Source organism: Brevibacillus composti (genome assembly GCF_016406105.1).
Lineage (GTDB): Bacteria > Bacillota > Bacilli > Brevibacillales > Brevibacillaceae > Brevibacillus > Brevibacillus composti.
Genome location: NZ_CP066308.1, coordinates 4,288,728 through 4,314,902, shown reverse-complemented (window position 1 = coordinate 4,314,902; position 26,175 = coordinate 4,288,728). Strand labels below are relative to the sequence as shown.

Annotated in this window: 19 protein-coding genes; 10 read left to right on the top strand and 9 right to left on the bottom strand. The window is 55.9% G+C overall.

What is annotated here, in order from left to right; translation table 11 throughout:
* The first annotated feature begins 1 nt into the window (after position 1).
* From JD108_RS21435 to JD108_RS21410, 6 genes are read left to right on the top strand one after another with little or no spacing between them, the layout of a single operon-like run.
* Positions 2-3,391, top strand: a complete 3,390-nt coding sequence (locus JD108_RS21435; protein WP_198827930.1) for a tubulin-like doman-containing protein — start codon at positions 2-4, stop codon at positions 3,389-3,391.
* A gap of 34 nt (positions 3,392-3,425) precedes the next feature.
* Complete coding sequence (locus JD108_RS21430; RefSeq protein WP_198827929.1) at positions 3,426-5,858, top strand: FtsZ/tubulin family protein; 2,433 nt, start codon at positions 3,426-3,428, stop codon at positions 5,856-5,858.
* Positions 5,855-7,138, top strand: coding sequence for a vWA domain-containing protein (locus tag JD108_RS21425; protein ID WP_198827928.1), 1,284 nt, complete (start codon positions 5,855-5,857; stop codon positions 7,136-7,138). Before JD108_RS21430 ends, JD108_RS21425 begins: the two co-directional genes overlap by 4 nt.
* 24 nt (positions 7,139-7,162) lie before the next feature.
* Positions 7,163-7,798 carry a beta-mannanase gene (locus tag JD108_RS21420; protein ID WP_198827927.1) on the top strand — a complete coding sequence of 212 codons (636 nt, stop codon included), beginning with the start codon at positions 7,163-7,165 and terminating at the stop codon, positions 7,796-7,798.
* A 13-nt stretch (positions 7,799-7,811) separates the two neighbouring features.
* A complete protein-coding gene (locus JD108_RS21415) occupies positions 7,812-9,080 on the top strand; it encodes a TRAFAC clade GTPase domain-containing protein (protein WP_198827926.1) in 1,269 nt (422 codons plus the stop codon).
* A complete protein-coding gene (locus tag JD108_RS21410) occupies positions 9,077-11,827 on the top strand; it encodes a GAP1-N2 domain-containing protein (RefSeq protein ID WP_198827925.1) in 2,751 nt (916 codons plus the stop codon). The genes JD108_RS21415 and JD108_RS21410 overlap by 4 nt, the downstream gene beginning before the upstream one ends.
* Positions 11,828-12,006: 179 nt before the next feature.
* Here JD108_RS21410 and lplT read toward each other — a convergent pair whose 3' ends face one another.
* The 5 genes from lplT to JD108_RS21385 form a co-directional block, all read right to left on the bottom strand.
* Entirely contained in the window at positions 12,007-13,206 is a 1,200-nt protein-coding gene (gene lplT / locus JD108_RS21405) for a lysophospholipid transporter LplT (RefSeq protein ID WP_198827924.1), read from the bottom strand.
* A complete protein-coding gene (locus JD108_RS21400) occupies positions 13,203-15,317 on the bottom strand; it encodes an AMP-binding protein (RefSeq protein WP_198827923.1) in 2,115 nt (704 codons plus the stop codon). Before JD108_RS21400 ends, lplT begins: the two co-directional genes overlap by 4 nt.
* Positions 15,318-15,467: 150 nt before the next feature.
* Complete coding sequence (locus JD108_RS21395) at positions 15,468-16,115, bottom strand: response regulator (RefSeq protein WP_198827922.1); 648 nt, start codon at positions 16,113-16,115, stop codon at positions 15,468-15,470.
* A gap of 50 nt (positions 16,116-16,165) precedes the next feature.
* A complete protein-coding gene (locus JD108_RS21390) occupies positions 16,166-17,539 on the bottom strand; it encodes a sensor histidine kinase (protein WP_198827921.1) in 1,374 nt (457 codons plus the stop codon).
* 233 nt (positions 17,540-17,772) lie between these two features.
* The gene (locus JD108_RS21385) at positions 17,773-18,321 is read right to left on the bottom strand and encodes a GbsR/MarR family transcriptional regulator (protein ID WP_198827920.1); all 549 of its coding nucleotides are present in this window, start codon (positions 18,319-18,321) and stop codon (positions 17,773-17,775) included.
* 253 nt (positions 18,322-18,574) lie between these two features.
* On the opposite strand from JD108_RS21385, the gene JD108_RS21380 reads away from it, so the two are divergent.
* Genes JD108_RS21380 through JD108_RS21370 form a run of 3 tightly spaced genes read left to right on the top strand, consistent with a single transcriptional unit; the run spans position 18,575 to position 21,686 of the window.
* Positions 18,575-19,894, top strand: a complete 1,320-nt coding sequence (locus tag JD108_RS21380) for a quaternary amine ABC transporter ATP-binding protein (RefSeq protein ID WP_228728242.1) — start codon at positions 18,575-18,577, stop codon at positions 19,892-19,894.
* Between the two features lies 1 nt (position 19,895).
* Entirely contained in the window at positions 19,896-20,735 is an 840-nt protein-coding gene (locus JD108_RS21375) for an ABC transporter permease (RefSeq protein ID WP_198827919.1), read from the top strand.
* Between the two features lie 12 nt (positions 20,736-20,747).
* Positions 20,748-21,686 (top strand): glycine betaine ABC transporter substrate-binding protein, encoded by a 939-nt coding sequence (locus JD108_RS21370; protein ID WP_198827918.1) that lies wholly within the window; start codon positions 20,748-20,750, stop codon positions 21,684-21,686.
* A 136-nt stretch (positions 21,687-21,822) separates the two neighbouring features.
* Here JD108_RS21370 and JD108_RS21365 read toward each other — a convergent pair whose 3' ends face one another.
* The 4 genes from JD108_RS21365 to JD108_RS21350 all read right to left on the bottom strand — a co-directional run bounded on the left by JD108_RS21365 (position 21,823) and on the right by JD108_RS21350 (position 25,608).
* The gene (locus JD108_RS21365) at positions 21,823-24,003 is read right to left on the bottom strand and encodes a sensor histidine kinase (RefSeq protein ID WP_198827917.1); all 2,181 of its coding nucleotides are present in this window, start codon (positions 24,001-24,003) and stop codon (positions 21,823-21,825) included.
* Positions 23,981-24,673: a response regulator transcription factor gene (locus JD108_RS21360; protein ID WP_198827916.1), complete on the bottom strand. Its 693-nt coding sequence runs from the start codon at positions 24,671-24,673 to the stop codon at positions 23,981-23,983. The genes JD108_RS21365 and JD108_RS21360 overlap by 23 nt, the downstream gene beginning before the upstream one ends.
* 207 nt (positions 24,674-24,880) lie before the next feature.
* Positions 24,881-25,180 carry a YxcD family protein gene (locus JD108_RS21355; protein ID WP_198827915.1) on the bottom strand — a complete coding sequence of 100 codons (300 nt, stop codon included), beginning with the start codon at positions 25,178-25,180 and terminating at the stop codon, positions 24,881-24,883.
* On the bottom strand, positions 25,168-25,608 hold the full coding sequence (locus JD108_RS21350; RefSeq protein ID WP_198827914.1) for a hypothetical protein: 441 nt from the start codon (positions 25,606-25,608) through the stop codon (positions 25,168-25,170). Before JD108_RS21350 ends, JD108_RS21355 begins: the two co-directional genes overlap by 13 nt.
* A 345-nt stretch (positions 25,609-25,953) precedes the next feature.
* Between JD108_RS21350 and cspD the strand changes: the two genes are divergently transcribed.
* Positions 25,954-26,151: a cold-shock protein CspD gene (cspD, locus tag JD108_RS21345; protein ID WP_407649383.1), complete on the top strand. Its 198-nt coding sequence runs from the start codon at positions 25,954-25,956 to the stop codon at positions 26,149-26,151.
* Positions 26,152-26,175 lie beyond the last annotated feature (24 nt).

Sequence of the window (26,175 nt, the reverse complement as noted above, 5' to 3'; positions counted from 1 at the left end):
GATGAAAGCAGTCGTCAGAGAACATATTCAGCAATTGGACGTATCGCTCGGCGGCGGGATTGTCAGTGACAAGATCCGCGTCGATACCATCGACAATCCGATGCTCGTCATCGGCCTTGGCGGCACGGGGATCGACGCGCTGCTCCGCCTGAAGTATCAGGTGAACCGCCGCTTCAAGCTGCCCGTCGACCCGCTTTCCAAAAAGCGCAAGGAAAAGCCGGACAATATCGAATTCCTCGCCTTTGAAACCAATGAGCATGACCGCAACAAGAAATACAAGGGCATCGGCCTCGACCCGGTCACCGAATTCGTCCTGTTGTCCAACCCGGAGATTGGCGGCGTCCTGCAAAACAGGAGCATTCTGGAGCCGTACATCACCGACTGGCTCTCGCCCGAGCTGACCATCACCGACGGGATCAGCGGCGCGTCCGGTGTGCGTCAGGCCGGACGTCTCCTGCTCTTTACCAAAATCACGCAGGTCGTGCAGACCATCGAGAAAAAGATCAAGATGCTGTCCGAGGGCACGAACAAAAAACTGATCGTCTTTTTGCTCACCGGGATCTCCGGGGGCACGGGCAGCGGCTGCTTCCTGGATGTGGCCTACATCGTGCGCGGGATCATGGAGCGCGACTTCGGCAGCGCGGGCGTAGACAAGGTGAACACGCTCGGTTACCTGTTCACGCCGGACGTCAACCTGTCCAACAAAAGCCTCAGCTCGCACACGCGCGACTACATCATGAAAAACGGCTACGCCGCGCTGAAAGAGCTGGACTACTGGATGAATGCCGACGAACGGATGGAGCGCTTCCGCCAGCAGTACGGCAATGTGCTGACGGTCCAGTCGCCGATGCCGCCATTTAACCTCTGCCACCTGATCTCTGCCACCAATTTGGAGGGCAAACCGCTGGAAAACGCCTATGACTACTGCATGAACGTAACAGCGGAGAACATCACCAACTTCATGGCGAGCGAAGAGAAGCGGTCCGGCGAGGAATTTGCCATTCACGACTACATCAGCAATATCCGCACCAATATCAACCAGATGCCCAAGGCCTACGCGGCCAACTACCAGTACAACGTCATCGGCGCCTCCTCGGCCGTGCTGCCGATCGAAGAGATGACCACCTATCTGGCCTACCGTCTGTTCAAAAAGATGGAAAAGATGTTCGCGGTGGCGCCGTCGCAGGAGGATGCGGAGAAATTCGCCCGCAAGCTGGGCATGGATGTGGACTCCATCTCCCGCAAATTCGAGGAGCGCGTGCCCGATCCGCTGCCCGGCTACGAAAACAGCGAAAGACTGAATTACAGCAACGTCATCAGCCAGCAGGTGGTCAGCATCGATCACGAGCTGGAGCAAGGCTATCTGGCCAAAGCCCGGGAAGAGTACATCAAGAGCAAAAAGCAGCTTCCCGGCGAGCTGACCGCCGCTTTTGGGGACATGATCACCCGCGTCTTCCTGCATCCGCAGCAAGGGCCGTTTTACGCGTCCCGCCTGATTCATTCGGATAAAGGCTACTGCCTGCTGAAAATGATCCAATCCTACATCGAGACGCTGAAGGCCAATCTGGAGAGTTATCCGCGCGAAATCGAGGGCGCCCGCGACAATGCCCTCGAAAAGCTGGGCGACGCCCGCAGCGCCTTTATCTCCAAGGAGAAAAAGAAAAACGCCTACATCGAAGCGAAGATTAGCGAATACCAGCTCCTGGCCGACCAGGAAAAGCTGGAGCAGATGATCGAGTTCTACGAAGAGCTGTATCGTCTGCTGAACGATGAGAACAACCGGATTTACAACGTCTTTACCGAGATTTTGAATACGCTGAACCAGATTTTTGAGAAGAACGGCGACATCCTGATCAACGGCAGCGAGGAAGTGGACCGCACCGGCAACAAGACCTACTACTGGAATATCGTCGGGGTGCCGGACATCGCCAAGGTGATCAGCAGCATCATGGAGCAAAAGGAAGCCGAAGACCTGATCCGCGACTTTACGAGCGAGCTGTTGAAGCGCTCCGACCAGTGGGTAAAGGAGCAGGAGCTGGATATCGTCAGCGCCATCTCCGAGTTTTTGTCCGAGAAATTCGGGGATTTGATCACCAAGTCGATGGAAGAATTCCTCGTGATCAAATACGGGCAGGAGGAGACGCTGGACCGCATCGTAGAGCGCAAGATCGCCGGCAAGCTGGACGAGGAGGCGATCCCGGTCTTCCATCTGAGCAACAATCTGGGCAATCTCCACTTCCCGTCCTGGGGCTTCGTCTCGGTGCCGGTGAAGGCGCCCGGCATCCTGAAGGGGATCAAGAACTACCAGAATACCTCGATCAGCGGCTCCCGCTTTACGGTCAAGGAGAGCGAGGTCAAGAACCGCATTTTCTGGCTGAACACCAAAAACGGCATTCCGCTGTTTGTCTATACGCCGCTCAAGGTCTACGAAGAAAGCTACGAGCGCACCATCCTGGAGCGGGAAGGCATTGGCCGCCACCTCGTCCAGACAGAGAAAAACAACTGGGCCTATCTGCCGTCGCCGATCCCGGAAAAGTCCTGGGGCGATGTCTACAGCAACAACCGGGTCAAGGAATACAACGCGCAGGTCAGACGCTTGTTTGACCGGGCGCTGCGCTATGGCTGCATCCGCGAGAAGGGGATGAGCAGCCAGACCAGCAGCCGCTACGAGTGCGTGATCACGAAGCCGTTTGCGCTGAAATCATTCCTCGCCGGCTTTGGCCTGGACGGGGAAGCGAAAAAGGCCGCTCCCGGGGAAATCAAGCGCTGTCTCGCCGCGCTGAAGGGCTTCATGGCCGAGGGGCTGGAGCAGGAAGCGATCCGCGACATCTTTGGCAGCACCAATGAAGAGATGGCCAAGGAAAACCTGATCCGCTACCCGGAGCTGATTCGCCTGATGCAGGAGGAAGTGCGCAAATACGAAGAGATCGAGCGAAAGATCGGCGAGCTGGAGACGATCGTCAGCGCGATGCAAGGGGAAGAAGAGCTGATCAGCCTCTTTATCGAAGCGATGTACACCGGAACCATCTGCAAAAAGGGTGCGCTCTATGTGTATGACAAGGATGAAGAGGAAGAAGCCTGGGAGCCTTTCGTCAATTTAATGAAGGTAAACAAGCACGCCGAGTTCGTCATCTTTGACCAGCTGCGCAGTCTGGAGCCGAAGCGCATGTCCAGCCTGAAGCGCAAGGCGGACCGGCGCAGCGATGCCATGACCATGTCCGAGGATACGTCCGCGCTGATCGGCAAGCTGGACGAGATCGCGGCCGCCTTCCAGGAAGCGAAGAATGATCTGGAATACGACCGCGACCAGTACGTGAACGGAGAAGAACTCTATCATTTCTATAAAAAAGTGTGGGCAAAGGTAAACGACATGCGCAAAACCCTGCAGTAACTGCAGGAGCGGCGGACCCACGCGGGAGGATCGCATGAGGGAAGGAATCGAACAGCTCGCGACGACATACGCCACGGGACTTCATTCACAGCAGGACAGCGAAAACGGGCAGCGAAGCATACTGAACCCCGTGCTGTTCCTCTTTGTCGGGGACGACAGCCTGGAAGCACTCCAGGCTGTTTATGCCCTTAATGAACGACAGTGGGAGAATCATGCCGGTGCGCTCTATCTCCATGCCGGCACGGGCTGCGGTACTGGCCCCGGCACCAGCGACGGCCCCGGCCACAGTACCAGCCCCACCACCGGCCAAGGCACCGCTTCCACCGCCGGTCACGCCGACCGCATCTACACCTGCCCGCTGCCCCGGCTCCAGACGGCCCGGCATACGCTGCGGCGGAATCTCTATCAACAGTTTTACGAGAGGGAGACCCTGCGCATCGAGATGAACAAGATCATGAAAAAAGTGAGCATCCATCTGGCAGAAGCCGCGAAGCACTGCTCGCAAGTCCAGCACGTCAATCTGGCCGTTGTCGCCCGTGCCGATGACCCGGCCACTGTATTGATGCCGGAGCTGGTGCTGTTGATGAAAAGCTATCTCGCCGAGGTATTCAAGTACGTGACAGTAGACCTCTACACGTTGATCCAGGAAAAGAGCAGCGGCGAGGAGTTCGGGTTCTCCGCCTCTCTGGGCGTCAGCTTTTTGGAGGAGCTGACCGCGTACCAAGAGAGCGGCTACCGATTCCGCGAAGCGCTGCAGGTGACCGAGGATCACGTCACCCTGGAGGTGGCGCATGAGGGTCCCCTCTTTTCGCTGATGTATCTGCTCTCCGACAAAAACGAGCGGGGGCTGTTTGCGGACAGAGGCCAGCAGGAGAATTACGAGCTCATCAGCCGGCTGGTCCTGTTGAACAACAAGCCGGCGGAGTCGGAGCTGGAAGAGGGCAATGAAAGCTACAACAAGCATCAGTTTACGCGCAGCATCGGCGTAGACAGCGGCCATGCCGCCTTTGCTACCGCAGGCCTGTCCAGGGTGCGGCAGCCCCGGGAGGCCATCGCGCTGACGGTGCTGGCCCATGTATGCGATGACTTTCTCCAGCGCATGAAAGAAACGGCTCTCCCCGATATGGCCGAACTGCTGGAGGGGCTGGAGCTGACACCCCGCCACATCCAGCGCGAGGTGCGCTCCCTCTTGCCGGATGGCAGCAAGCTGGACGAGATGAGCGGCCTGATGACGGCTGGGATCAGCTACGCCGAGCTGAAGGGCATGACGCTCAAGGAAGCGGAGCAAGCCCTGTTTAGGGGGAGCAGCCAGGCGTTTTTTGACAGGCATTTTGCCGAGCGGGCCCGCAGCCAGCTGGAGCATCTGCAAAAGCAACGCAGACTGACCGGGTTGCTCCGCGATATTGTCGTGGATGAACCGCGCTGGGGCCTGTACGCTGCCTGCCTGCTTACATCGGCACCGGAGACGGGAAGCGCCAAGAGCAGCATCCGGGCCGAACTGCTCGCCAGGATCCGGGAGACCACTCGGCTGCTGGAAGAGACTCGCGCAGAGTGGGAGGAGCTGTACCGGGAGCGGGTGGAGCAGCAGGATTGGAAGCTGGGCGGCATTTTTACCCGGGATAAAGAGCGTGTGCGCAGCCTGATTCGCCATCTCCTGCCGCATCTGTACGAGAAGCGCTACGAGCTGCTCGGACTGGAGCTGGAGCTGGAGCTCCTCAGAAGCTACGAGCAGGAGGTGGAAGAGCTCCACGATCGGCTCCGGCAGGATTGGGAGCGGCTCGAAGCGCTGCAAAGGCAGCTGCGGGAGCTGGCCGAAAAACATGTGAGCGAGGCATCTGATTACCTGGGGAAAAACATCCACGAATACTACGGTATGATCGCGAGGGAAGCCCTGGCCTCCCTGGAGGCGCGCAGGGGCCCGTTTTTCTACTGGGAAGACCGCTCGGCTGTCCCGCCATCCCGGATCGTGCAAGCCGCCGATGCTTCTGTGCTGATCGAACGGCTCACAGAGCTCTGCCGCCGCGAGATATGGAGCCGTGCCCCGTTCGCCCTTCCCTTTGAGGATGAGCTGCTCGCACGCGCCAATGTCGCGGTGGCGTATGAAAACAGAGAGGTCTTGACCAAAGAAGAGCTGTTTGCCGATCTTTACCGGGCTTTGGAAGAGAGGGCGGCGGTGCACGTGGAGATCTTCCACTTTTCGCAAAAGCACCGCTACGAAGAAAAGTACTTTTTTGCGGACAATCGCAGTGAATTCATCCAATACGTGATCGGACGGGAGCAGGGCTTCCGCACCTGCAAGCAGGGTTATCTCCATGAAGCAGGCAAAAGCGGGATTGAAAAGCTGAACCTGATGGGCGGCTTTGCCAAAAATGATTTGATGTACTACCGCAACAACAAAAAGTATTACGACTCCTACGTGGCCAATGGCTTCGCATTTCACCGCCGGGAAGAGGGGGTATCCATATGATTCAAAAAAGGATCAGCGTGCCGCTGGTGATGTCCAGTCTCTTCGGCGGACTCGTCGGGTTTGGCATCGGGGAGATTTTGCTGCACCGGCTCTCGGGAGAACTGGCGGAGTGGCTGCTGGTGGGACTGTACATCGGGCAGTTTGCCTTTTTCGTCGGGCTGTTCTGCCTGATCGCCGAGATGATTTCGCCCAAGCTGAACGGGATGGGCTGGCGGCAGCGTTACGCCGGATTTTCCTGGAAAATGCTTGTCCCCGCGACGTTCGTGATGCTGGGGATCGCCGGTCTTTTGTTCCAGTTGTTGTACGGTTCCACCTTTCAACGTGCGGCTGGCTCCGACAGCATCGTGATGCTGCTGGACACCTCCGGCAGCATGAGGGACACGGACCCGGACGACCAGCTTTTTGCGGCAGCCGCTGATCTCATCGGCCGCATGGACCATGACATGCGTGTGGCCGTTATCACCTTCCAGGACGATGCCCGCGTGCTGCAGCCGATGGTGTCTCTGGGCGATCCTGCCGCACGGGAAGCGGTGCTGCAGAAGCTGCGGGATCACGAAGCGCCCGGTGGGGGCACGAACATCGAAGCTGCCCTCCAGCGGGCTTTGGAGCTGGTGCAGGACCCGGCATCGGGAGCGGGCAACAGCACCGTCGTTCTCATGTCGGACGGGTACAGCAGCGTGAATATGGGCCGCGCCCTGCCTCCTTATCAGGAGCAGCAGATTCCCATCCACACGGTCGGGATGAGCCAGGTCAGCGCGGACGGCACCAATCTGTTGAAGCAAATCGCGGCCGAAACAGGCGGTACATACACGGACGTGGTCAACACCCAGCAGCTTTCCGCCGCTTTCGGCCAAATTTACGAGCTGAACCGGCAAGAACGCAATCTGCTGACGGAGAGGACAGGAGCAGACAGTGGCCGCATGTTGTATGCGGTGGAGCGCGTCGCCTTCGTGACGGTCATCGGCGCTTTGCTGGGGCTCGCCCTTGGACTTATTTTTGATAACAAATTCATAGCCAAAAGCTTTTCGATCGGCGGCGCGGTGGCCGGGGTGCTGGCCGGTTTGGTGCTGGAGGCGGGGTTTGCCTCCGCGGCTCTTCCGGACTTTGTGCTTCGCATGCTGGCGGATCTGTTGCTTGCTTTGGTGCTGGCCTTATGGAGCGTGAGCGTGTCGGCTCCGGCGAGCGGCCAGGCGTCGGACCGCGGGAGTTTTTCGCGGCGACGCTATGCACCGGCCCAGAGCCTGGATGCCGGGTCCTCCGGATCGAAGCGGTTTCACTAGCCTTACCGAGGAGCATGATGCCAGATGATAGAGCGGGAAGAAACGGTTGAACGACTGATCAAGGATGTGGTTTGTCAGATTCAGGGGAACGAGTGCGTGATCACGTGGCATTGGCCGGAGTCGGTCCCCTTTGTGTACGTGCACAGGATGCCGTTCGACGCCTCTTTTGAGCCTTCCGCGATCACCCCGGGGGATGTGAAGTTGTACACCCGGGAGGAGTACAAGGCAAATCTCGGCTATCGGGAGCCGGTGGAAGGAATCGGACGGCATACCTACCGGATTTTTCCCGGCCAGCTGAGGGACGGCAAGCGGGTGATGCTGCTCCCGCGGGGCGAAGCGCATCTCGGCCATCTCAGTACGGGAAAAGCCAAAATCTATTACTCCGTAAAAAGCAAGAAAAGCTGGTTTCGCCCGTATCAAACGATCCAGATCCGCATCTTTTCCGAATGGCCGATCGCAAGCGAAGTGCTGTGCTACGTCAAAAAAGAGGGCGGCTACCCGAGCGGCAGGGAGGACGGCACCCAGTACGCGTTTATCCGCGACCTGGAGCCAGGCGAAAACCTGATGCCGGAGATCGAGATCGGGAAAAACGACTTTATCCGGCTATTCTTTACCGATGGAAAAAAATACGGGGAACTTTACGAACTGATTCCCGAATAGGAGGGAACGGAGAATGCTGACCTTTTTCAAAAACATGTTTGAAAAGAAGCCGCCGCAAAAGGAGAGGCTGCCTTTTTACGATATCGTCTGTCCCTTTTGCTTTGCCAAGTTTTCGCCGGAGCAGGTCGTCTTTCGGGCCGCCCATCACCGGGAGGAGGACGAGGATTACGCCCTTCAGGAAGACGTGATTTTGAACCAATACCGCAATAAATTCGGTTTGGACGACATCGAGGAGATCGAGGCGGTGATCGACCCCGAGACGATTCCCGACGAGAACCGGATCGTGGTGGACAATGTGCTGGTGGGCATCACGGACAAGTACGGCGTCGCGACCAAGCGGAGACTGTGTCCGCACTGCCACAACGAGCTGCCGATTACCGCGGGCAAAGCCCCGAGCAATATCATCTCCATCGTCGGCGCTTCGCAGGTGGGCAAGTCGGTCTACATGACCTCGCTGATCCACACGCTGCAAAACACGACAGCGAACCGCTTCGATGCCGCCTGCATGCCGCTCAACGCCCAGATCAGCCGGAAGTTCCGGGAAAACTACGAGTCCCCCTTGTTTGAGCGCGGACAGCTGCTCGATTCCACGCAAAAAGAAAAGCGGCAGGAGCCGTTTATCTTTCAGTTTATCTTCAAGGACAACGAGCGGGCGCCGCTGATCCTCGTCTTTTTCGACGTCGCCGGCGAGGGCATGGTGGATCGCGAATACCTGGAGATCTACGCGGCTCACGTGCGCAATTCCTCCGGTATCCTCTTTCTCGTCGATCCCCTGCAGATCCGGACGATCCGGGACAAGATCCAGCTCAACATCGGCGACGAGCCGGGCGAATTCACAGCCAGATACGACGAGCCGCGCGAGGTCGTCATCACGATGTTTGAGAATTTCATCGGGTACGAGCAGGCGAGCAAGACGCATATCCCGACGGCCGTGGTGCTGACCAAGAGCGACATGCTGCACATGCTGAAGGAAGAAGACGGCGAGTACATCAAGACCAACAGCAATGTGTTCCGCAATTATGTCCATGAAAAATACCTGAACCTGTCCGAGTTTGAGAACATCAACGGGGAAGTGCGCCGGTTTATCGAAAAGGTGGATCGGCCGTTTAAGGATGCGCTCGACGTGTATTTTACCAACACCGCCTTTTTCGCCGTATCCGCCCTGGGGAGCAATCCGGTCAATCAAAAGGTAAGCGGTGTCGTCACGCCTGTCCGGGTCGATGAGCCATTCATCTGGCTCCTGCATCAATTGGATTACATCGAGGGGAGAGAACGATCGTGACGCGGCATTTGATTGGGCAGCAGTATTACACACGCGGGCGTGCGGGCGTGTTTCGCTCCAATGAAGGTTACGATACCGTCGCCAAATCGCCGGGACTGGACTCCTCCTTTGTCAAAAAGGTCCTGCATCCGTTCTGCGTCTACGACGCACCCCGCGAGCTGCAGGAGAGAGAGGCGGACCCGGGCGAGTACCCGGAAGCACTGGTCTCCTTTCGCGCCGAGACGGGGGAGCTCGTGATCGGCAACAGCGTGTATGCCGGTGCCGATTTCACCGGCCAACGAAATACCTTTTTCTCCCATAACTACGTGATCCCGGCCGCGAGACAAGAGGAATTCATCCGGCATCCGCGCAAGATTTTCGGGATTGACTCCTTTGCCAAACGGCACGATGAGGGAGCCGGAAAAGAGTTGCCCGCACTGGAAGATCTTCCGTATGCGGAGAGTACCTCCGCCGCTCCCAGACAAGCTCTGGCTCGCATGGGGATCGGGGAACACGAGTGGAAGCAATTGCTCTATGCGGTGATGGTGTCGCTCTCCGCGAGGAAAAAGGTATTCATCAGTCTCGCAGGCGGGGAGAGGGAAGCGGCCCAGTCGGCCAAGGAGCTGATGGAGATCCTCTACGGCTGCCTGCCTTACGAGATGCGCCGTCATCTCGGTTTTCTGACGTACAGCGGCGAGCCGCAGAGCAAAAAGCATATCCATGTGATGTTTGTGCCAAAGGGAAGCATCCGGCCGGGAAACGGCCATATCGACAAGGAGTTTCTCTTTGACTTTGCCGGTCAGCGGATATGGAATGCGGACCTGCAGGAGGGGGAGCACGAGTACCTCCATTTTGCCTGGGAGTATCTCCAGGAGCCGCGCGTCATGGAAGAGTTTTTTCTGTTTGCCGAAGAGGTGCTCGCTGGCGATGACAGCGGGCTAGGCTTGCGGCCGGGCACCTATTACGAGCTGTGCGCGCTGTTTTTGATCGAAAAAGGGCGGATGGCTGTATACGAGCAAAGCCGCGCGGCCGTGTGGCAGGTGCTGCTCGGTTATCTGGAAAACGCTCAACTGACCGGGAAAAAGCGTCTGTATGAACTCTTGGCCAGTCTCTTTCGCGAGGAAAAGAAGGAGCTCGCCGCGCGAAAGCTGCCCGCCACGGAGCTGGTGCGGCTGATCATCCAGTCCAGTCGCGTCGTGGAGGGACGAAACAGGCAAACGGAGCGGGTGCTGTATCTGATGGATGTGCTCCTCAAGGGGCGATTGCTGCAGGAGAAGGCGTATCTGGACGAGGTGTACAAGCATTTGGCGGCTTGCCCGGAATTGTTTTCACCCGTGATGAACACAGCCCTCAGACATGAACAATTTGCAGCACCGCTCTTTGAGGCGTATGTAGCCCAACGGCTGAGTGCGGCTCTGCGGATGGAAGACGTGCTCCGGGAAGTGGCGTTTTGGGAGGCGCATGTGCCGGATGCGCTGCGGAACCCCTTTTTTAAGGAGGCGACGCAGAAGAAGATGCTGGCCACATTCAAAGGGAGCGGACAGAAGGTGGAGGCCGCCCTTGCGATTCACCGCTTCTTGGAACCGATGCAAAAACGAAATGCGTTCGCGAGCGACATCCTGGACGAAATCGACCGCTGCCTGCTGAAATACACCGAGCTGGACGCCTTGACGCCGCAGGAATTCGCAGGCATTGTGTCGCTGTTGGAGGATAAGCCGCAAACCTTTTTCTGGGAGCTGGATCTGGAAAGCCGCGCTACCTGTGATCTGCTGCTGAAGCTGGCTTCGCTGCAAGAGGGAACCGGGGGCGATTGCCCGCCGCCGGAGGTGTTCTACCGCTCTTTTGACCAGGAGGAGAGGTACCAGCTGCAGCGCTTGCTCCGGAAGCTGCTCGGGGAAAAACTGGACGAGCCGGACTTCCCCAAAGTGTGGCTGGCTTTTTACGAAACGGAATCAGGGGGAATGCATTCGCCGGCTTATGAGCAGATGCTGACGTTTGTGCAGGAGCGCGGCGGCGAGCAGATCATGCGCTCGTTTATCCGCTGGACGCTCTCTGTGGATGAATTTTTCCGGGGGACATCGCTGACCCCGGTCTATCGCGACGCGCTGAAGCGCTATTTCCTGGAGGAGAAGGGCATCCGGCTGCGCAAAAAAGAGCAGCGAAAACAGTGGTACGGATTGAGACATGCTGAACTTCGCAAGCTGCTGGATGAGGTGCGGGACGAAACCGCAAATGGGCTGGTCCGGCTGTTTCGCCGACATACGGGGATCATGGCGGCCGTGACGCTGTTGATCGTGGCTGGAGGCACTGCGGGCGGGTTCTACTTGTATGCCGCGACGCAGGCACCTGCCACCGATCAGACGGTAGAGCCCGGCCCTGATGCTGACCCCGGCGCGACTCCTCCCGGCGGTACGGAAAGCCCTGCCGCCTCCGATCCTCTGCCTCCGCCGATCTATGGGCCGTTCTTGCCCGGTGGGGACAGGGAGCCCGGGACAGGCTCCGATGGAGAGACGAGCCCGGCAACCGGGGGCTCCGGCGAAGGAACCGGCAGCGCCGGAACTGGAAACGATGGGGCCAGCTCCGGAGGAACTGGCGGCGCAGGAGCAGGAAACGGTGAAGGCAATCCCGAAGGAACCGGCGGCGCAGGAACCGGGAACCGAGGAGGCACTCCCGGAGAAACCGGCAGCGCGGACACCGGAAACGGAGGAGGCACTCCCGGAGAAACCGGCAGCGCGGACACCGACAACCCTGGAGCCACTCGTCCTTGAAGCAGCGCTAACCGCCCGCAGCGGGAGGGATATTCCCGCCTCGCGCTATAAGCAAAGAGAGGCCGTGACGATCATTCCGTCACGGCCTCTCTCGATTGGCTGAGAAGCGATCAAATTGTCCTTATCCGTATAATGACACCAAGGCTTCGTTGCACCATTCTCCCGCTTTGGCTGTCCGTTTACACTCGGCCCGCTGCCAGCCGCTTTGTCTGGCCTGCCAAATAGAGCAGGAACAGCAGGAGCAGCAGCCCTTGGGCGACGATGGCGCCGGAGATCGAGACGCCCAGGTAGACGATGATGTAGTAAATGCCCGATCCGATGAGCATGAGTGCATTTTCCGCGAAGTTTTGGATCGCGATCGTCTTGCCGGTGCCCATCATTTTCTTGCCTTCATCCTGAAGCACGGTGTTCATCGGGACGATAAACACGCCGCCCATAAAGCCGACCATAAGCAGAAGCACGATCGACACAGCCGTGATGTGGAAGAATGGGAAGAGCAGAATCAGCACGAACATCAGAAAGCCGTACAGGAGGGAGCGATAAAAGCGCTGCAAAGGGATCAGCCTGGGGGCCAGGAAGGCGCCCGTGATGATGCCGATCGACGTCGTCGCCAGGATCAGCGAGACAGCCGAGCTCTTGGGATCGATCCCGAGGGAGATCGGGATCCAGGCGATGACCGCTACCCGCAGCACTGCCGAGCTCATCCAGAAGGCTCCCGTGCCGATGATCGCAAATCCCGTCTCCGGCTTTTTCAGCAGCTGGAAAAAGTGGGCGAAGAACAGTCGGGTCTCCGTGCCGTAGCGTGTCATCGGATTTCCGTTGATGCGCGGAATGGCGAATGTCATCAGGACGGAGAGGCCGTACATCCCGAGACAAATCAGCGAAGAGACGACGGTGGGAGTCATCGCGGCGATCGCCCCGCCACCCCCGATCCCGGTCAATATCGCGATGATGGTATACGCTTCGATGCGAGCATTGGCGTGAAACAGCTCCTCTTCGTTTTTCGTCAGCTCCGGCAAAATACCGTACTTGGCCGGCGAGTAGACGACGGCTCCTACACCCACCGTAAAGTAGGAGAGCATCAGCAGGAGAATGCTGCTCTGGTCGATCACCAAAAGAAGCAGGACGCCCAGTACTTTGATCAGGTTGCCGATGACCAGTACGTATGACTTGGGATGCTTGTCGGCGAAGGGCCCCACGAGCGGGGCCAGGATGATGTAGGGCAAAAAGAAGGCCATCGAGACGAGCGCCAGCATGACGGGCGAGAATCCATTGTCTTGCAGCAGGTTGGCGATCACGAAGAGAATCATGTTGTCGGCAAAGGCAGACAAGAATTGGGTAAAGTAGAGTGCTTGCAGCGGTCGCATGCGGAATCTCATGCCGAGCCATCTCCTTTTTCAGCCATTTGTTTGAGCGTCACGTAATCCGTCTTTCCGCTGCCGAGCAGGGGCAGGGCTTTGATCCAGCGTACAGCGGTCGGCAGCAGCAGCGGGGAGTACTGTTTTTCCGCCAGATGCGCGCGCAGGCGATCCAGCTTCACAGTCTCATCTGTGGTGTAGAGCAGGATTCGCTCTCCTCTGCGGGCATCGGTGATCGGGACAGCGGCGAACTCGGAGTGGCCGAAGCACTGACCGGCGAGCTCCTCCACCAGATTGAGTGAAATCATCTCTCCGCCGATCTTGGCGAAGCGCTTCAGCCGGGACTGAATGGTCAGATACCCTTCCGCATCCGCTTCCACCAGGTCGCCTGTCTCGTACCATTCTCCAGCCGGGATAAAGCCTTTGCCGTGGATCAGGTAGCCCTTCATGACATTGGGCCCTTTGACGAGCAGCTGACCGCCGCGATCGATGCCTTCCACTTTTTCGAGCCGGTAGTCGATGCCGGGCAAGAGACGGCCGACTGTACCCTGCTTGTTTGCCAGCGGCGTATTAAGCGACAGGATCGGAGAGGTTTCGGTCGCGCCGTAGCCTTCAAAAATCCGGACGCCGAATTTTTCCATCCACATTTGCCTCACATCTGCCTTCAGCTTCTCGGCTCCGGCAAAGATGTAGCGGAGCGAGTAGAAATTGTACGGATGCGCGAACTTGCCGTAACCCGCCAGGAACGTAGAGGTGCCAAACATGATCGTGATGTTCTGGTCGTAGCATAGCTCCGAGATGACTTTGTAGTGAAGCGGGCTGGGGTAGAGGTACACGGGCAGCCCGGTTGTGATCGGCAAGATGGTGCCTGCGGTCAGGCCAAAGCTGTGGAACATCGGCAGTGCATTCAAAATCTTATCCTGGCTCGTGATGTCGATGCTGCTCAGCACCTGCTGGATGTTGGCGTGCAGATTGGTATGGGTCAGCACGACGCCCTTCGGCTTGCTTTCGCTGCCGGATGTAAACAGAATCAGTTCGTTCGTCGTGGCGTGGGACCGCTTGCCCGCGAGATAGGAGCAGAGGGCAGCGAGTTTGTCGCCTGTGGTGGCTGTCGCTTTTACATCCTCCAGATAGACGATCTCTACCTGTCCTTCCAGGCCGGCGATCAGGTGATGCAGCTTCCCTTTTTCAATAAACACGCGGGAAGTCAGGACGGTGCGGATGCCGGCTGTCTCGCAGCAGTCCAAAAGCGAGCGGACACCGAGCGAAAAGTTGAGAATCGCCGGAGTGGTCCCGATGCGAAACAGCGACAGGAGCGTCACCAGGTGGCCGACGGAGTTGGGCAGCAGCACGCCTGCCGTCTTGCTGCCTTTTAAAAGATGGTGCAGCTTGTTGCCGAGCAGATAGCTGCCGATCAGCAGGGTGCGATACGTGATGGACGTCGTCAGGTCTTTGGCGATGACGGTTTTGCTGCCGTGCAGCTTGGCGGCTTCCCACGTTTCGTTAAACAGATTTACATTCTCTTTTTTGCGTGCCTCGAACAATTCGCGCTGCATCGTCCGCAGGATCAGGTCGCTGGCCGCTGCTTTTTGTTCGCGCATGGAGACGTTCTCTTGTCTTTGCAGGGTATAGGGGGTGCCGACGGAAATCGTGACCTTCGGGAACCAGGTGATGCGCACTTTTCCTTTCAGGTAGGAAAAGATCGAGCGTTCCAGGCCTTGGATGATGACGGGATAGACCGTAGCGCCGGTCCGCATGGCCAAGTAGCCTACGCCGCTGTAGATTTTCATCAGACCGCCGGTTGTCGTGATGCGGCCTTCCGGGAAGATCACCAGCGACTCGCCGCTCTTGACGACGCGGATCATGTGACGAATCGAGTAGGGGTTCATCGGGTCGACTGTGATAAATTTTCGGAAACGCATGAAGAATGAAAATTTCTTGGCGATTTCTGTGTTGGCGACAAAGGTCACGCCTGCCGGGAGGAAGAAGGATAAGAGCACCGCGTCCAGCAGGGATACGTGATTGGGAGTAATGATGCACGGCTGGGAGAAATCCAGCTTGCGCAAGCCTTTGACATGAGGGCGGAACCACAACAGGAGAATCCATTTGATGAAGGTATGAATAAGTACCATCAGAACCACACCTTTTCGAATGATAGATGATGAATCCGTTCTTGATAGTTCTCATTCTACGGGGTTCTGGAGGTAAAAAAAGTACCAACTTTTATTGGTACCTGGTCATAAGACTGACTCAAAGGGAAGGAAGGATCGTTTTCCCCTGAGTCAGAACAGCTTTTTCTGTTTGGCTTTGGCAGCGGCTTCTTTGCTCGTTTTGACGCCCATTTTTTTCAAAATCCGGTTGATGTGGTTCTTGATCGTCCGCTTCGCGATGTGCAGATTCTGTTCGATCTGGGACTGGGTCTGTCCCTCGTGGATCAACTGCAGGATTTCCTTTTCCGCCGGGGAAAGCAGCTTCTGGTCCTCTTCGCCCTTCAAGCGGAGGAATTCATTGCGCAGCGCAGCGGCAGCCGTCGGGTGAATTGCCGAGCGGCGCTCATAGGCGTCGCGGATGGCGCCGGGGATCTCCCGGAAGCTGGATTTGCTGATGTAGTTCACGACCGCTGTGGCGGCAAACGACTCGATGATCACCTCTTCGTCCGTCAGTGACGTCAGCATGATGATGGCGATCTCTTGATCCCGCTCCGACAGGGCGAGGGCGGCCTCGATGCCGTCCAGGTTATTATCCGTCAGATTGATGTCCATCAGGACGACGTCTGCGGTGTGCTGCTCCTCTTCAAACCAGGCTAGAGCCGTCTCCTTGGTGCCGGCTTCGCCGACGACGTCGATGTCCGCCTCTTTCCGGATGAGATCGATCAAGCCTTTTCGCCAGACGGGGTCGTCCTCCACGATAAAGACGCGTATTTGTGCCATGGTGAAACCCTCCTTCCCCCGTTTGCTATTACGGATGGGTATTGTCGCCCTCAGCCGGCTTCTTCCACGCGCTTGAGCGGGAAGAACAAAAAGACGGTCGTCCCCTCGTCTTTTACGCTGTAGATTTCCAGTGTGCCTTGGTGTTTCTGCATCACATTGTAGCAGTAGGACAGCCCGAGTCCGAAGTTTTTCCCGGTCTTTTTGGTCGAGAAAAACGGATCGAGGACATGGGGCAGATTCTCTTTGGCTATGCCGGTGCCGGTGTCTGCGACAGCGACGACGAGATGCTTTTTCGATAAAAAGAGCTGCAGGGTGAGGGTGCCGCCGCCTTTCATCGCTTCGATGGCATTCATGGACAGATTGATCAAAATCTCGCGCAGCTGGACCGGGTCGCAGAGAAGCAGCCAGCGGTCGTCCAGCTCTGTTTTCAGCTCGATTCTCTGCTGTTCGGCGAGCGGACGCAATTGGGACAGCACATCTTGGATCAGGGAGGCGGGGCTGGTGACCTCCTCCCGCAGGCGAATTTCTTGCAGCTGTCCTTGAATGCGGCTCACCATGTCGAGAAGATGCCGGGTGGATTGTTCGATGACCTGCAGATCTTCCCGCAAGACAGGCTGGCCGGTTTCCTCCGCATAATCCTTCATCCGCTGGGTGTAGAGCGAGATTTTTCCCACTTCATTCTTGATCGTGTGATTGACGATTTGCGCCCCGGATGTCATCGCCCGAAGCGTGCTGTCCAGGCGACGTTTTTCCACGCGCCATTTGACGCCGAGAAAGCCGTACTTCACGCTGATGACCAGAATCAGGAGAAACTGGATGCCTACGATGAGGCTGTTGTATCGCCAGGCGTCGTAGTTGTTTTGCGTGCGCATGACGTAAATCGTGATAAATACCAGAAGAATCGGAAAGATGACGAGTATATTGGTAAAGAGCCTGCTTTTCTTCACGAGCGGGTCTTTTTCTTTCCAGTACAGCAGGACGAGGATCAGACTGGCTCCGATAAAGTAGGGAAATACCCAGGTGATCATCAGCCAGTAGTTGAATTGCAGCACCGGATAGATGGGCGTCACCGCCAGCATCGCGAGGGGCGGGAGCAGGGATGCGTACTGCAAAACGGTTTTGGTTCTCCTGCTCAAAAAGTCTCCCGAGTAGACAGCGAACATGAGAAACGTATAGGGAAGGCCCACCTGACAGAGAAAGGATGAGATCCGGCTGGCTGCCAGCAGGTAAGCAGGCAGGGTCGTGGACAGCGGGAACGCATCGGTCAACAGCGGCAGAAGGGTTTCATCGAAGACCGCTGATAAAAAGCCGCATCCTCCCACAAAAGCGGTGGCGCTGGCCCAACGGATCGAAATGTTTTTCGGGTCTGTGTATAAGACAAAGGCGCCAAAGGCCCATATCGCCAGCAAGATCAGTACCATCATGGCGGCAGTCTCCTGTCAGTGGTATCTCCTTCATTATAGCGCATGGAGGTAAAGGGTGTCTTATTCCGGGTCATTTCCTTTTTGCAAAGAATTGGATTGGAAAAAAGGGGCGAATGGTTGCTGCCCGCATGGTATCGGCAAGGCGGAGGATGACAGCAAAAAGACTCCTTTTCTACGAACTTCAACGTAGAGAAAGGAGTCTTTATCATGTCAACGATCGACTCGGCAGCTTTCTATTCCTGTACCGGATCCTTTGGAACAAGCTCAAAAATTTCATGCGATTCCAGTGCGTCGATAAACCGGGACAGCCAGTTGTAGTAGGCCAGTGCATTGTCGATGCGATCGATGCTAAGCTCAATGCGGCTGCGGAGGTCGTCCGAGAGATCCCCACTTTGGAGCAGCGAAAGCAGTTCCTGCCGCGATTTTTTCATCGCGTGCACATTTTGTTCGGAAGCCGCCCTCCACTTGAGGGAGAAGAAGTCAATGAAGGTTTGGTGCCAATCCAGATTGACCTCGTAATGATCCTTCCGCGTCCCTTTTTTCCATATCTTGTCAACCATCTGCAAATCCATCAGGGTGCGGACACCCGTGCTCATACTCGTCTTGCTCATTTCCAGAGCTTCGCCCATTTCGTCAAGCGTCATCGCCTTATTCTGAAACAGCATGGTGCCATACAAGAGACCGGTAGACATCGTAATTCCATACAAATCCATGTTTTTGGCAAGTGTCTCGATGACCCGATCCTGGGCCTTATACAGTTTTTCTTCATGTTTGTCTTCCATTTTGAAAAGAGCAGCTCCTCTGGTCAATTTACCTGTAACCGATTGTACTAATGAACCCGGGGATTGTAAATAAACGAATCGAACCGTATATGCTAGATAAACGGAGTATTCGGAATGAAAAGTACGTAAAGTTTTTTCTGAACAAAGATTACGCCCGAATATGGCCGATTACCAAATTTGAGGAAATGCAAGGGCAATCGATACAATAGAGGAGTCAAAAGTTCGAGCGAACAAACCATACGGAGGTGACGGTATGCCGAAAATTCGGGTAGAGCAGTTGACAAAAGTTTTTGGACGTCAGCCGCAACGGGCTCTCCCTCTTTTGAAGAAGGGAAAAAGCAAGCAGGAGATCCTGCAGGAAACGGGTCTAACCGTTGGGGTCAATCAAGCCAGCTTCGATGTGAATGCAGGCGAGATTTTTGTCATTATGGGTCTGTCTGGCAGCGGGAAATCTACGCTGGTCCGGCTCCTCAACCGACTGATTGAGCCTACAGAGGGAAAAGTTCTGATAGACCATACAGACATCGTCGACATGAATGAGCAGCAGCTGCAGGAAGTGCGCAGGAAAAAGCTGGGTATGGTCTTTCAAAAGTTTGCCCTTTTTCCTCATCGCACGGTCCTGGAGAACGTGGAGTTCGGATTGGAGATACAAGATATTCCAAAAGCGGAGCGGGAACCGAAAGCGAGGGAAGCCCTGGCGCTGGTAGGTTTGGCCGGATGGGAAAACAGCTATCCGGATCAGCTGAGCGGCGGGATGCAGCAGCGCGTAGGCCTGGCCCGGGCGCTGGCCAATGATCCCGATGTCCTTTTAATGGACGAAGCCTTCAGCGCACTGGATCCGCTCATCCGCAAAGACATGCAGGATGAGCTTCTGGAACTGCAGGCGTCGATGCAAAAAACGATCATCTTTATTACGCATGACCTGGACGAAGCATTGAAGATCGGCGATCGCATCGCACTGATGAAAGACGGGGCGATCGTGCAGATCGGGACGCCGGAAGAAATCCTGACCAATCCGGCCAATGAGTACGTGGAGAAATTCGTCGAGGACGTAGACCGCTCCAAGGTGATCACCGCAGAGCATGTCATGAAGCGAGCCCAGACCATCACGCTCGACAAGGGTCCGCGGGTAGCTTTGCAGCTCATGCGAGAGAGCGGCGTATCCAGTCTGTACGTCGTCGACCGAAAAAAGACGCTGCTTGGCGTCGTTACGGCTGATGCCGTGAATAAAGCGCAGCTGGAGTCGCTCACACTGGAAGCCGTCATGCGGCGGGACATTCCGACGGTCCCCCCCAAGACGCTGCTGAATGAACTTTTTGATCTCGTGGCCTTTTCCGACGTGCCCATCGCGGTGACGGGTGAGCAGGATCGATTGCTCGGCGTGGTCGTCAAGGGCTCTGTCCTCGGCGGTCTGGCGGGCAAGGTAAATCTGGCCCACTCGAAAGAACCGGATCGTCAGGGCGAAAACAGCGAGACTGCCGGTCCCGCCGGCACCATGAGCCAGGCAGGGAAAGTAATCGAGTCAACCAATGGATTTGCTGATGCCTTAGGAGAAGAAAGGCAGGTGAACTAACATGGGAGAACTGTTTCCGAAAATACCGCTCGACCGTTGGATCGAGACGATCGTCGACTTTCTCGACGAGCATCTGGGGATTGTCTTTGATTTGATCTCCACAGTTATTGGCGGTCTGGTGGACGTGTTTACCCTGGTGTTTTCCGGTGCGCCGTCATGGCTTTTGATTCTTCTGTTGGCCGTGCTCGCCTACCGGGCAGGAAAGTGGCCGATGGCGCTGTTTTCATTGATTGGACTCATCGTCATTGAAAATCTGGGGTATTGGGCACATGCAATGGATACCTTGGCCTTGGTGATGACGGCCGGGCTGATTTCGATAGTGATTGGGATTCCGACAGGGATTTGGTGTGCGAGATCGGATCGCGCCCGCAATGTTTTGACCCCTATTCTCGACTTTATGCAGACGATGCCTGCCTTTGTCTACTTGATTCCCGCTATCTTCTTTTTCGGTTTGGGCAAGGTGCCAGGTGTTATCGCCTCTGTCATTTTTGCAATGCCGCCGACAATCCGGCTGACCAACCTCGGGATCAGACAGGTGCCCGGCGAGCTGGTCGAGGCTGCCGATGCTTTCGGCTCGACAGCGTGGCAAAAGCTGATCAAGGTGCAGATGCCGCTGGCGAAGCCTACGGTGATGGCGGGAATCAACCAGAGCATCATGCTCGCGCTTTCCATGGTCGTGATCGCGTCCATGATTGGCGCCAAGGGGCTGGGGGCGGACGTCTACCGCGCTGTCACCCAGATCAAGATTGGCGCCGGATTCGAAGCCGGTCTGGCTATCGTGATCATGGCCATTTTATTGGATAGAATCACCCAAAGCATGGGGAAAAAGAAAAGCGCCTAGGGAGGGGTTTTCATGAAAAAGAGATGGACGACAGGAGCAGCTGTATTACTGGGGCTCAGCTTGTTGATGGCGGGTTGTTCGGGAGCGCAGCCGGAGAATCAGCCCAATTCCAATCAAAATGCCGCAGGCTCTGAAGGGGCAAGCGGCGGCCAAGGCAGCGTAGGCGCCGAGGTCAATTACCAAATCATCGGGATCGACCCTGGCGCCGGTCTGATGAAAGCGACAGAGAAAGCGATCGAGGAATACGAACTGAAGGACTGGGAGCTGGTAGAAGGCTCCGGTGCGGCGATGACGGCGGCATTGACACAGGCCATCAAGGATAAAAAACCGATCATCGTCACGGGCTGGACACCACACTGGAAGTTCTCCAAGTTTGATCTGAAGTACCTGAAAGATCCCAAAGGCGTCTACGGAGCGGATGAGCAGATTCACACCATCGTCCGCAAAGGGCTGAAGGAGGAGCATCCGTCCGCGTATGCCTTCCTCGACAACTTCCATTGGACGACAGATGATATGGGTAAAGTGATGCTCGATATCGCCGACGGAAAGCAGCCCGAGGAAGCGGCAGCCGACTGGGTGAAGGCAAATGAGGAGACCGTTAACAAATGGGTGGAAGGCCTGGAGCCTGCGGAGGGCAAAAAGCTGATGCTGGCCTATGTCGCTTGGGATTCCGAAATTGCCAGCACAAACGTAGTCAAAACCGTATTGGAACAAAAGCTGAAGTACACCGTGGAGCTGAGCCAGGTCGAAGCCGGCCCGATGTGGGCGGGTGTCGCCAATGGCGATGCGGATGGCATGGTAGCGGCTTGGCTGCCGACCACGCACGCGGATTACTATGAGAAGCTGGGCAAAGATCTGGAGGATCTGGGACCGAACTTGGAAGGCACCAAGATTGGTCTGGTCGTTCCAGCCTATATGGAAATTGACTCGATTGAGGATCTGAAGAAGTAAACCATGGAAAAAAGAGCTCTGTCCCGGCTGTGAAGCGGGGGACAGGGCTCTTTTTTACGTGTAGGGATCGGAAGTGCTTCCCGTCCCCAGCAGGATGTGCGGCCGGGTGGCAGGATCGGCCCGACACGGCCATGAATCACTTGGGAAACGCTACGTTCACCTTGAAATAATCGCCGTCAATCTCGAGGGAAAGGCGTCCACCCTGCAGTTCGACGATGTTTTTGGCGATCGCAAGACCCAGGCCGGAGCCTTCGGTGTGGCGCGATTTGTCTCCCCGCTTGAAGCGCTCGAAGAGTTCCTCGGCGTCAAAATCAATTTCATAGGCGGATACGTTTCGCATGCTCATGATGACGTATCTGTCCTGCTCGTGCAGCGTGATGAAGACGCGGGTGTTGGGCATGGAGTATTTCAGGGCGTTGACGATCAGGTTTTCCATGACGCGCCAGGTTTTTTTGCCGTCCAGTCTGGCGAACATCTGCGGATTCTCCACCTGCACCCGGAAGGTGAGGGAGGAGGCTTCGATCTTGTCGCTGAATTCGGCGAGAGCCTGGTTCAGCAGCGAGGCTACATTGACGTTGTCCAGCTGCAGCTCGACCGCGCCGCTGGCCATTTTGGAGGCTTCGAAAAGGTCGTCAATCAGCACCTTCAGTCTATCTGTCTTCCTGTCCAAAATTTCGATGTATTGGGCTCTCTCCTCCGGCGTGAGCTTATCGCTCTTGAGCAGGTTGACATAGTTGACAATAGAGGTCAGCGGGGTTTTCAAGTCGTGCGACACATTGGTGATCAGCTCCGACTTCATCCGCTCGCTTTTCATCTGTCCCTCCAAGGACTGTTTGAGGCCCTGCTTGATGTTGTTCAGGTTGTTGGCCAGGCGGAACAGGTTTCCCTTTCCTTTGCCTTTGGCTACGATCTGATGGTCCAGATTGCCTGCGGCCATCTCTTCCACGCCGCGGAAGATTTTGTTGATCAGGCTGATCCGGCGCAGGGTGTACGGCAGCACCAGGACCAGGTAGAACAGGCAGTAGACGACGGCCACAAGTGCCAGGAACTCATCGTGATTGCTGACGGCGATCAGAAAGACCATGGCGCTGACCGGGAAGGCGATGGTGAGTGATCCGACGAGCACGAGCTTGAACAGCAAATGGCGGTTGGCAAATAGATCGGTCAACAACTCACGATATTTGACGAACAGGCTCTTTTCCCATTGGGTCTGCCAAAGCGTCTTGTCCTGAATCATTTTGGCGGCTTCAAACAGGCAGAGCGCGAAGTAGATGACGGCAATGGCTTCGAGGCCGAGAATGACGAATTGTTCCGGTCTGATCGGCAGTCGAAAGAACGAAACGACAGAGGCCAGCGTCAATGAGCAGAAGATAGCGAACAGCAGGACGAGCATCCGGACATCGATCGGTATCCGGCGAAACCTGGTAAGCGCACCTTCTACAAAGGACAGCTCCCCCGCGTGCTTCCGCAAATGCAGGAACAGTCCGACAGCCGCCGCCAACATGACGACGAGCAGCCCGCACTCTTTAAACAGTCGCTCCCGAATGGACATATAGTACTGGGCATTCGAATGAACCATGCTGTAGCCTTCGGCATGCCGGGGAACGGCAATGATTCCTTCCAGTTGGTTGGTGACGAAGTCGTGATTGATCCATTGCAATTGGCCGCGGGTCCCGGTCTGGTTGCCGGGAAACCGAATGGAGTACAAATAGTTTTTGCGCAATTCCTCAGCGGTGGGAGGGCTGGTGACATTGGCATAGACATCGCCGTTGGCTTTATTGCGGATGTAGTAATGGAAGGAGCCTTCGCGCAGCGCCAGGCTGTCCCGCAGATGCTTATACTCCTGATCCATGTTCGCGACTCTTTCTTTCACCTGCCGCTGAAACGCTTCTTCCTCTCGTTGGCGCACTCTTTGCACCTGTTCGTCTCGTTCCCGGGACAGGCTCGCAACTTCCTCCTGTGTCCCGCCCGTGACTTCCTGCGCGATTCCGGGAGCGAATTGCTGCGTGGTTTCCTCGACGGCAACCGCGGTCTGATCTAGGTATTCCCGTTTCATTCGCGCATATTCTTCCGCTCCTATTTTTTCCTCATCCGACCAGTTCGGGTAATCGTGCAAGTCGACATAATACCTTTTCAGGATGTCGGCAAACTGGCCCAGCTCCTGCTCGAAGTTGTCTGTCGAATAGTAGTGGTCTTCCTGCAGATAATCGGTCCGCTGCAGGATGTCGGCGGCCGCCAGCAAGGAGAGGGCGACCAGGCAGACAAACAGGAGAGAAGCGGCTGCCAGGCTCCATTTATTTTTCGATTTTGTATCCAATGCCCCATACCACCTTTAGATATTTCGGATCTTTTGGGTTGATCTCGATCTTTTCCCGAATCCGGCGGACGTGGACAGCCACGGTGTTTTCGGCGTTTAGACAGGGCTCTTTCCATACGAGCTCGTAGATCTCTTCGATCGAGAAGACCCGTCCCTTGTTTTTCATCAAAAGCTCCAGGATTTTGTACTCGGTCGGGGTCAGACGCACTTCCTCCTCGTCGACGTAGACCGTTTTGTTGGTGGTGTTCAGCACCAGGCCCCTGACGCGAATCTCGTCTTCGCTGGCTGCATGGGTCCCCAGGCTGGTATATCTGCGCAGCTGGGATTTGACCCGGGCGACCAGCTCCATCGGATTAAACGGCTTGGTCACGTAATCATCGGCTCCCACATTTAACCCGAGGATCTTGTCCGTATCCTCCGATTTCGCGGAGAGCATGATGATCGGGATGTTCCGTTCCTCCCTAATGGCGAAAGTCGTTTTGATGCCGTCCATTTTTGGCATCATGATGTCGAGGATGATCAGATGGAGGTCTTCGTTCTCCAGCACCTCCAACGCTTCGAGGCCGTTTTCCGCCTTGAACACCTTGATGTCTTCGTTTTTCAGATAAATTTCGATCGCGTCGCGGATTTCCGCTTCGTCATCGACGACGAGCACATTGTATTTGGACATGCCTGTTTCCCACCTTGCTTTTCTATCTCGACCCTGGCATCGCGATTACCGGGGGGATGTCTCTATCATAACGGGCACTCTTTACGAAAGGGCTTTGAAAATCCTTACAAAATTCTTACGAAATGATTATATGGCATCTCTTGTCGGGCACACAAAAAAACCAACCTTCCCCTCGTATCCGGGGCGGTTGGTTTTGGTGCTTGTGGCTTACGATCCGTAGCTGGCGTAGGCGATGATGCCTTCCTCGTCGTCGAGGACCAGCTCGAGCCGAGCGGCGAAGGGATCGCGATTCATGTAGTGCTGCAGCCAGTACCGGATGGCTTCGATCAGGTTGATCTCGACGAAGATTTGCTGCCGTCCGTTTGCTTCCACCTCGGCGGAGAAGCCGTACTCTTCATCCCACATCAGCTCGACCATAACTTCTTCGGGTTTGATCTGCTTTTTGCTTGCGACATGCAGGCATACCGCATTGATAATATCTTGTTCCAGAATTTTTATTTTTTCCATGGATCCAATTCCTGTTTTTTCCGTTGGTTTTTAAAGAGAAGGTACACCTTTCGGATGACCACGAACAAGACGACGAGGGCCAGGACATTGATCATAAAGCCCAAGATCGAGCCGAGCATGCCGAGGTCGCCAAACAGGCTGCCAAACAGGAGCCCAGCCAGACCGCCAACCAACAGGCCTTTCATGAAGCCGCCTTTGCTCGGAGCAGCTGTCGATGTGTTTTTCATCGGCGTCGTCGCATTGGTCGAGTTGGTGTTGGTATTCGTCGTGGCATTTACATTGGAATCCGCCTTATTCGGTGTGGTTTTGGTCGGGGCGATCGATTTCTTCCCGGATTTGTAGCCTTTGGCATCAGCGTGATCGACATCCAGCCCGCCGGGAGCGAATACGAGTGCAAAAGCCATCAGCAGCATCAACAATTTTTTCATGAGAATAACCTCATCTCCTTCATATCTGCCTTTCACTATATAAGTTTATGATTATTTGTCCGATTATTCAACCAGAACAACTTGTAAATAGCGGGATGTCACAAAATAGCCGTTATTTTTTGGAAAGCGGTGTCGACAACCCTTGAGGAAAGTGTTCCCAATTGCCACAAATAAGGGTCTGTAGTGTTTGCTTATTTGCGCAAATGGTGTTATGATATGATGTATGTTAAAAAGACATGAATACCCGGGAACGATTTTGCGGCCTCATGCATGGGGTTTCAAGCGGAAACGGTTTGCAAGGGTTTCTTGCTTTTTATCAATTGTTTACATGAGGAGGCAACAATCGTGATCGGAAAAGTAAAATGGTTTAATGCAGAAAAAGGTTTTGGTTTCATCGAGCGTGAAGATGGTGACGACGTATTCGTACACTTCTCCGCTATCCAAGGCAATGGTTTCAAAAGCCTGGAAGAAGGACAAAGCGTAGAATTCGACATCGTGGAAGGCAACCGCGGACCACAAGCAGCTAACGTAAACAAGCTGTAAATCCTTCTGATAAATAAGGATAAG

What these genes read in the sequence shown, in the direction of transcription:
- JD108_RS21370 (WP_198827918.1), top strand. Translation starts at nt 20,748, where the DNA reads ATGAAAAAGAGATGGACGACAGGAGCAGCTGTATTACTGGGGCTCAGC.
- JD108_RS21350 (WP_198827914.1), bottom strand. Translation starts at nt 25,608, where the DNA reads ATGAAAAAATTGTTGATGCTGCTGATGGCTTTTGCACTCGTATTCGCT.
- JD108_RS21355 (WP_198827915.1), bottom strand. Translation starts at nt 25,180, where the DNA reads ATGGAAAAAATAAAAATTCTGGAACAAGATATTATCAATGCGGTATGC.
- JD108_RS21425 (WP_198827928.1), top strand. Translation starts at nt 5,855, where the DNA reads ATGATTCAAAAAAGGATCAGCGTGCCGCTGGTGATGTCCAGTCTCTTC.
- JD108_RS21430 (WP_198827929.1), top strand. Translation starts at nt 3,426, where the DNA reads ATGAGGGAAGGAATCGAACAGCTCGCGACGACATACGCCACGGGACTT.
- JD108_RS21380 (WP_228728242.1), top strand. Translation starts at nt 18,575, where the DNA reads ATGCCGAAAATTCGGGTAGAGCAGTTGACAAAAGTTTTTGGACGTCAG.
- lplT (WP_198827924.1), bottom strand. Translation starts at nt 13,206, where the DNA reads ATGAGATTCCGCATGCGACCGCTGCAAGCACTCTACTTTACCCAATTC.
- JD108_RS21435 (WP_198827930.1), top strand. Translation starts at nt 2, where the DNA reads ATGAAAGCAGTCGTCAGAGAACATATTCAGCAATTGGACGTATCGCTC.
- JD108_RS21375 (WP_198827919.1), top strand. Translation starts at nt 19,896, where the DNA reads ATGGGAGAACTGTTTCCGAAAATACCGCTCGACCGTTGGATCGAGACG.
- JD108_RS21395 (WP_198827922.1), bottom strand. Translation starts at nt 16,115, where the DNA reads ATGGCACAAATACGCGTCTTTATCGTGGAGGACGACCCCGTCTGGCGA.
- JD108_RS21420 (WP_198827927.1), top strand. Translation starts at nt 7,163, where the DNA reads ATGATAGAGCGGGAAGAAACGGTTGAACGACTGATCAAGGATGTGGTT.
- JD108_RS21360 (WP_198827916.1), bottom strand. Translation starts at nt 24,673, where the DNA reads ATGTCCAAATACAATGTGCTCGTCGTCGATGACGAAGCGGAAATCCGC.
- JD108_RS21415 (WP_198827926.1), top strand. Translation starts at nt 7,812, where the DNA reads ATGCTGACCTTTTTCAAAAACATGTTTGAAAAGAAGCCGCCGCAAAAG.
- JD108_RS21385 (WP_198827920.1), bottom strand. Translation starts at nt 18,321, where the DNA reads ATGGAAGACAAACATGAAGAAAAACTGTATAAGGCCCAGGATCGGGTC.
- JD108_RS21400 (WP_198827923.1), bottom strand. Translation starts at nt 15,317, where the DNA reads ATGGTACTTATTCATACCTTCATCAAATGGATTCTCCTGTTGTGGTTC.
- JD108_RS21390 (WP_198827921.1), bottom strand. Translation starts at nt 17,539, where the DNA reads ATGATGGTACTGATCTTGCTGGCGATATGGGCCTTTGGCGCCTTTGTC.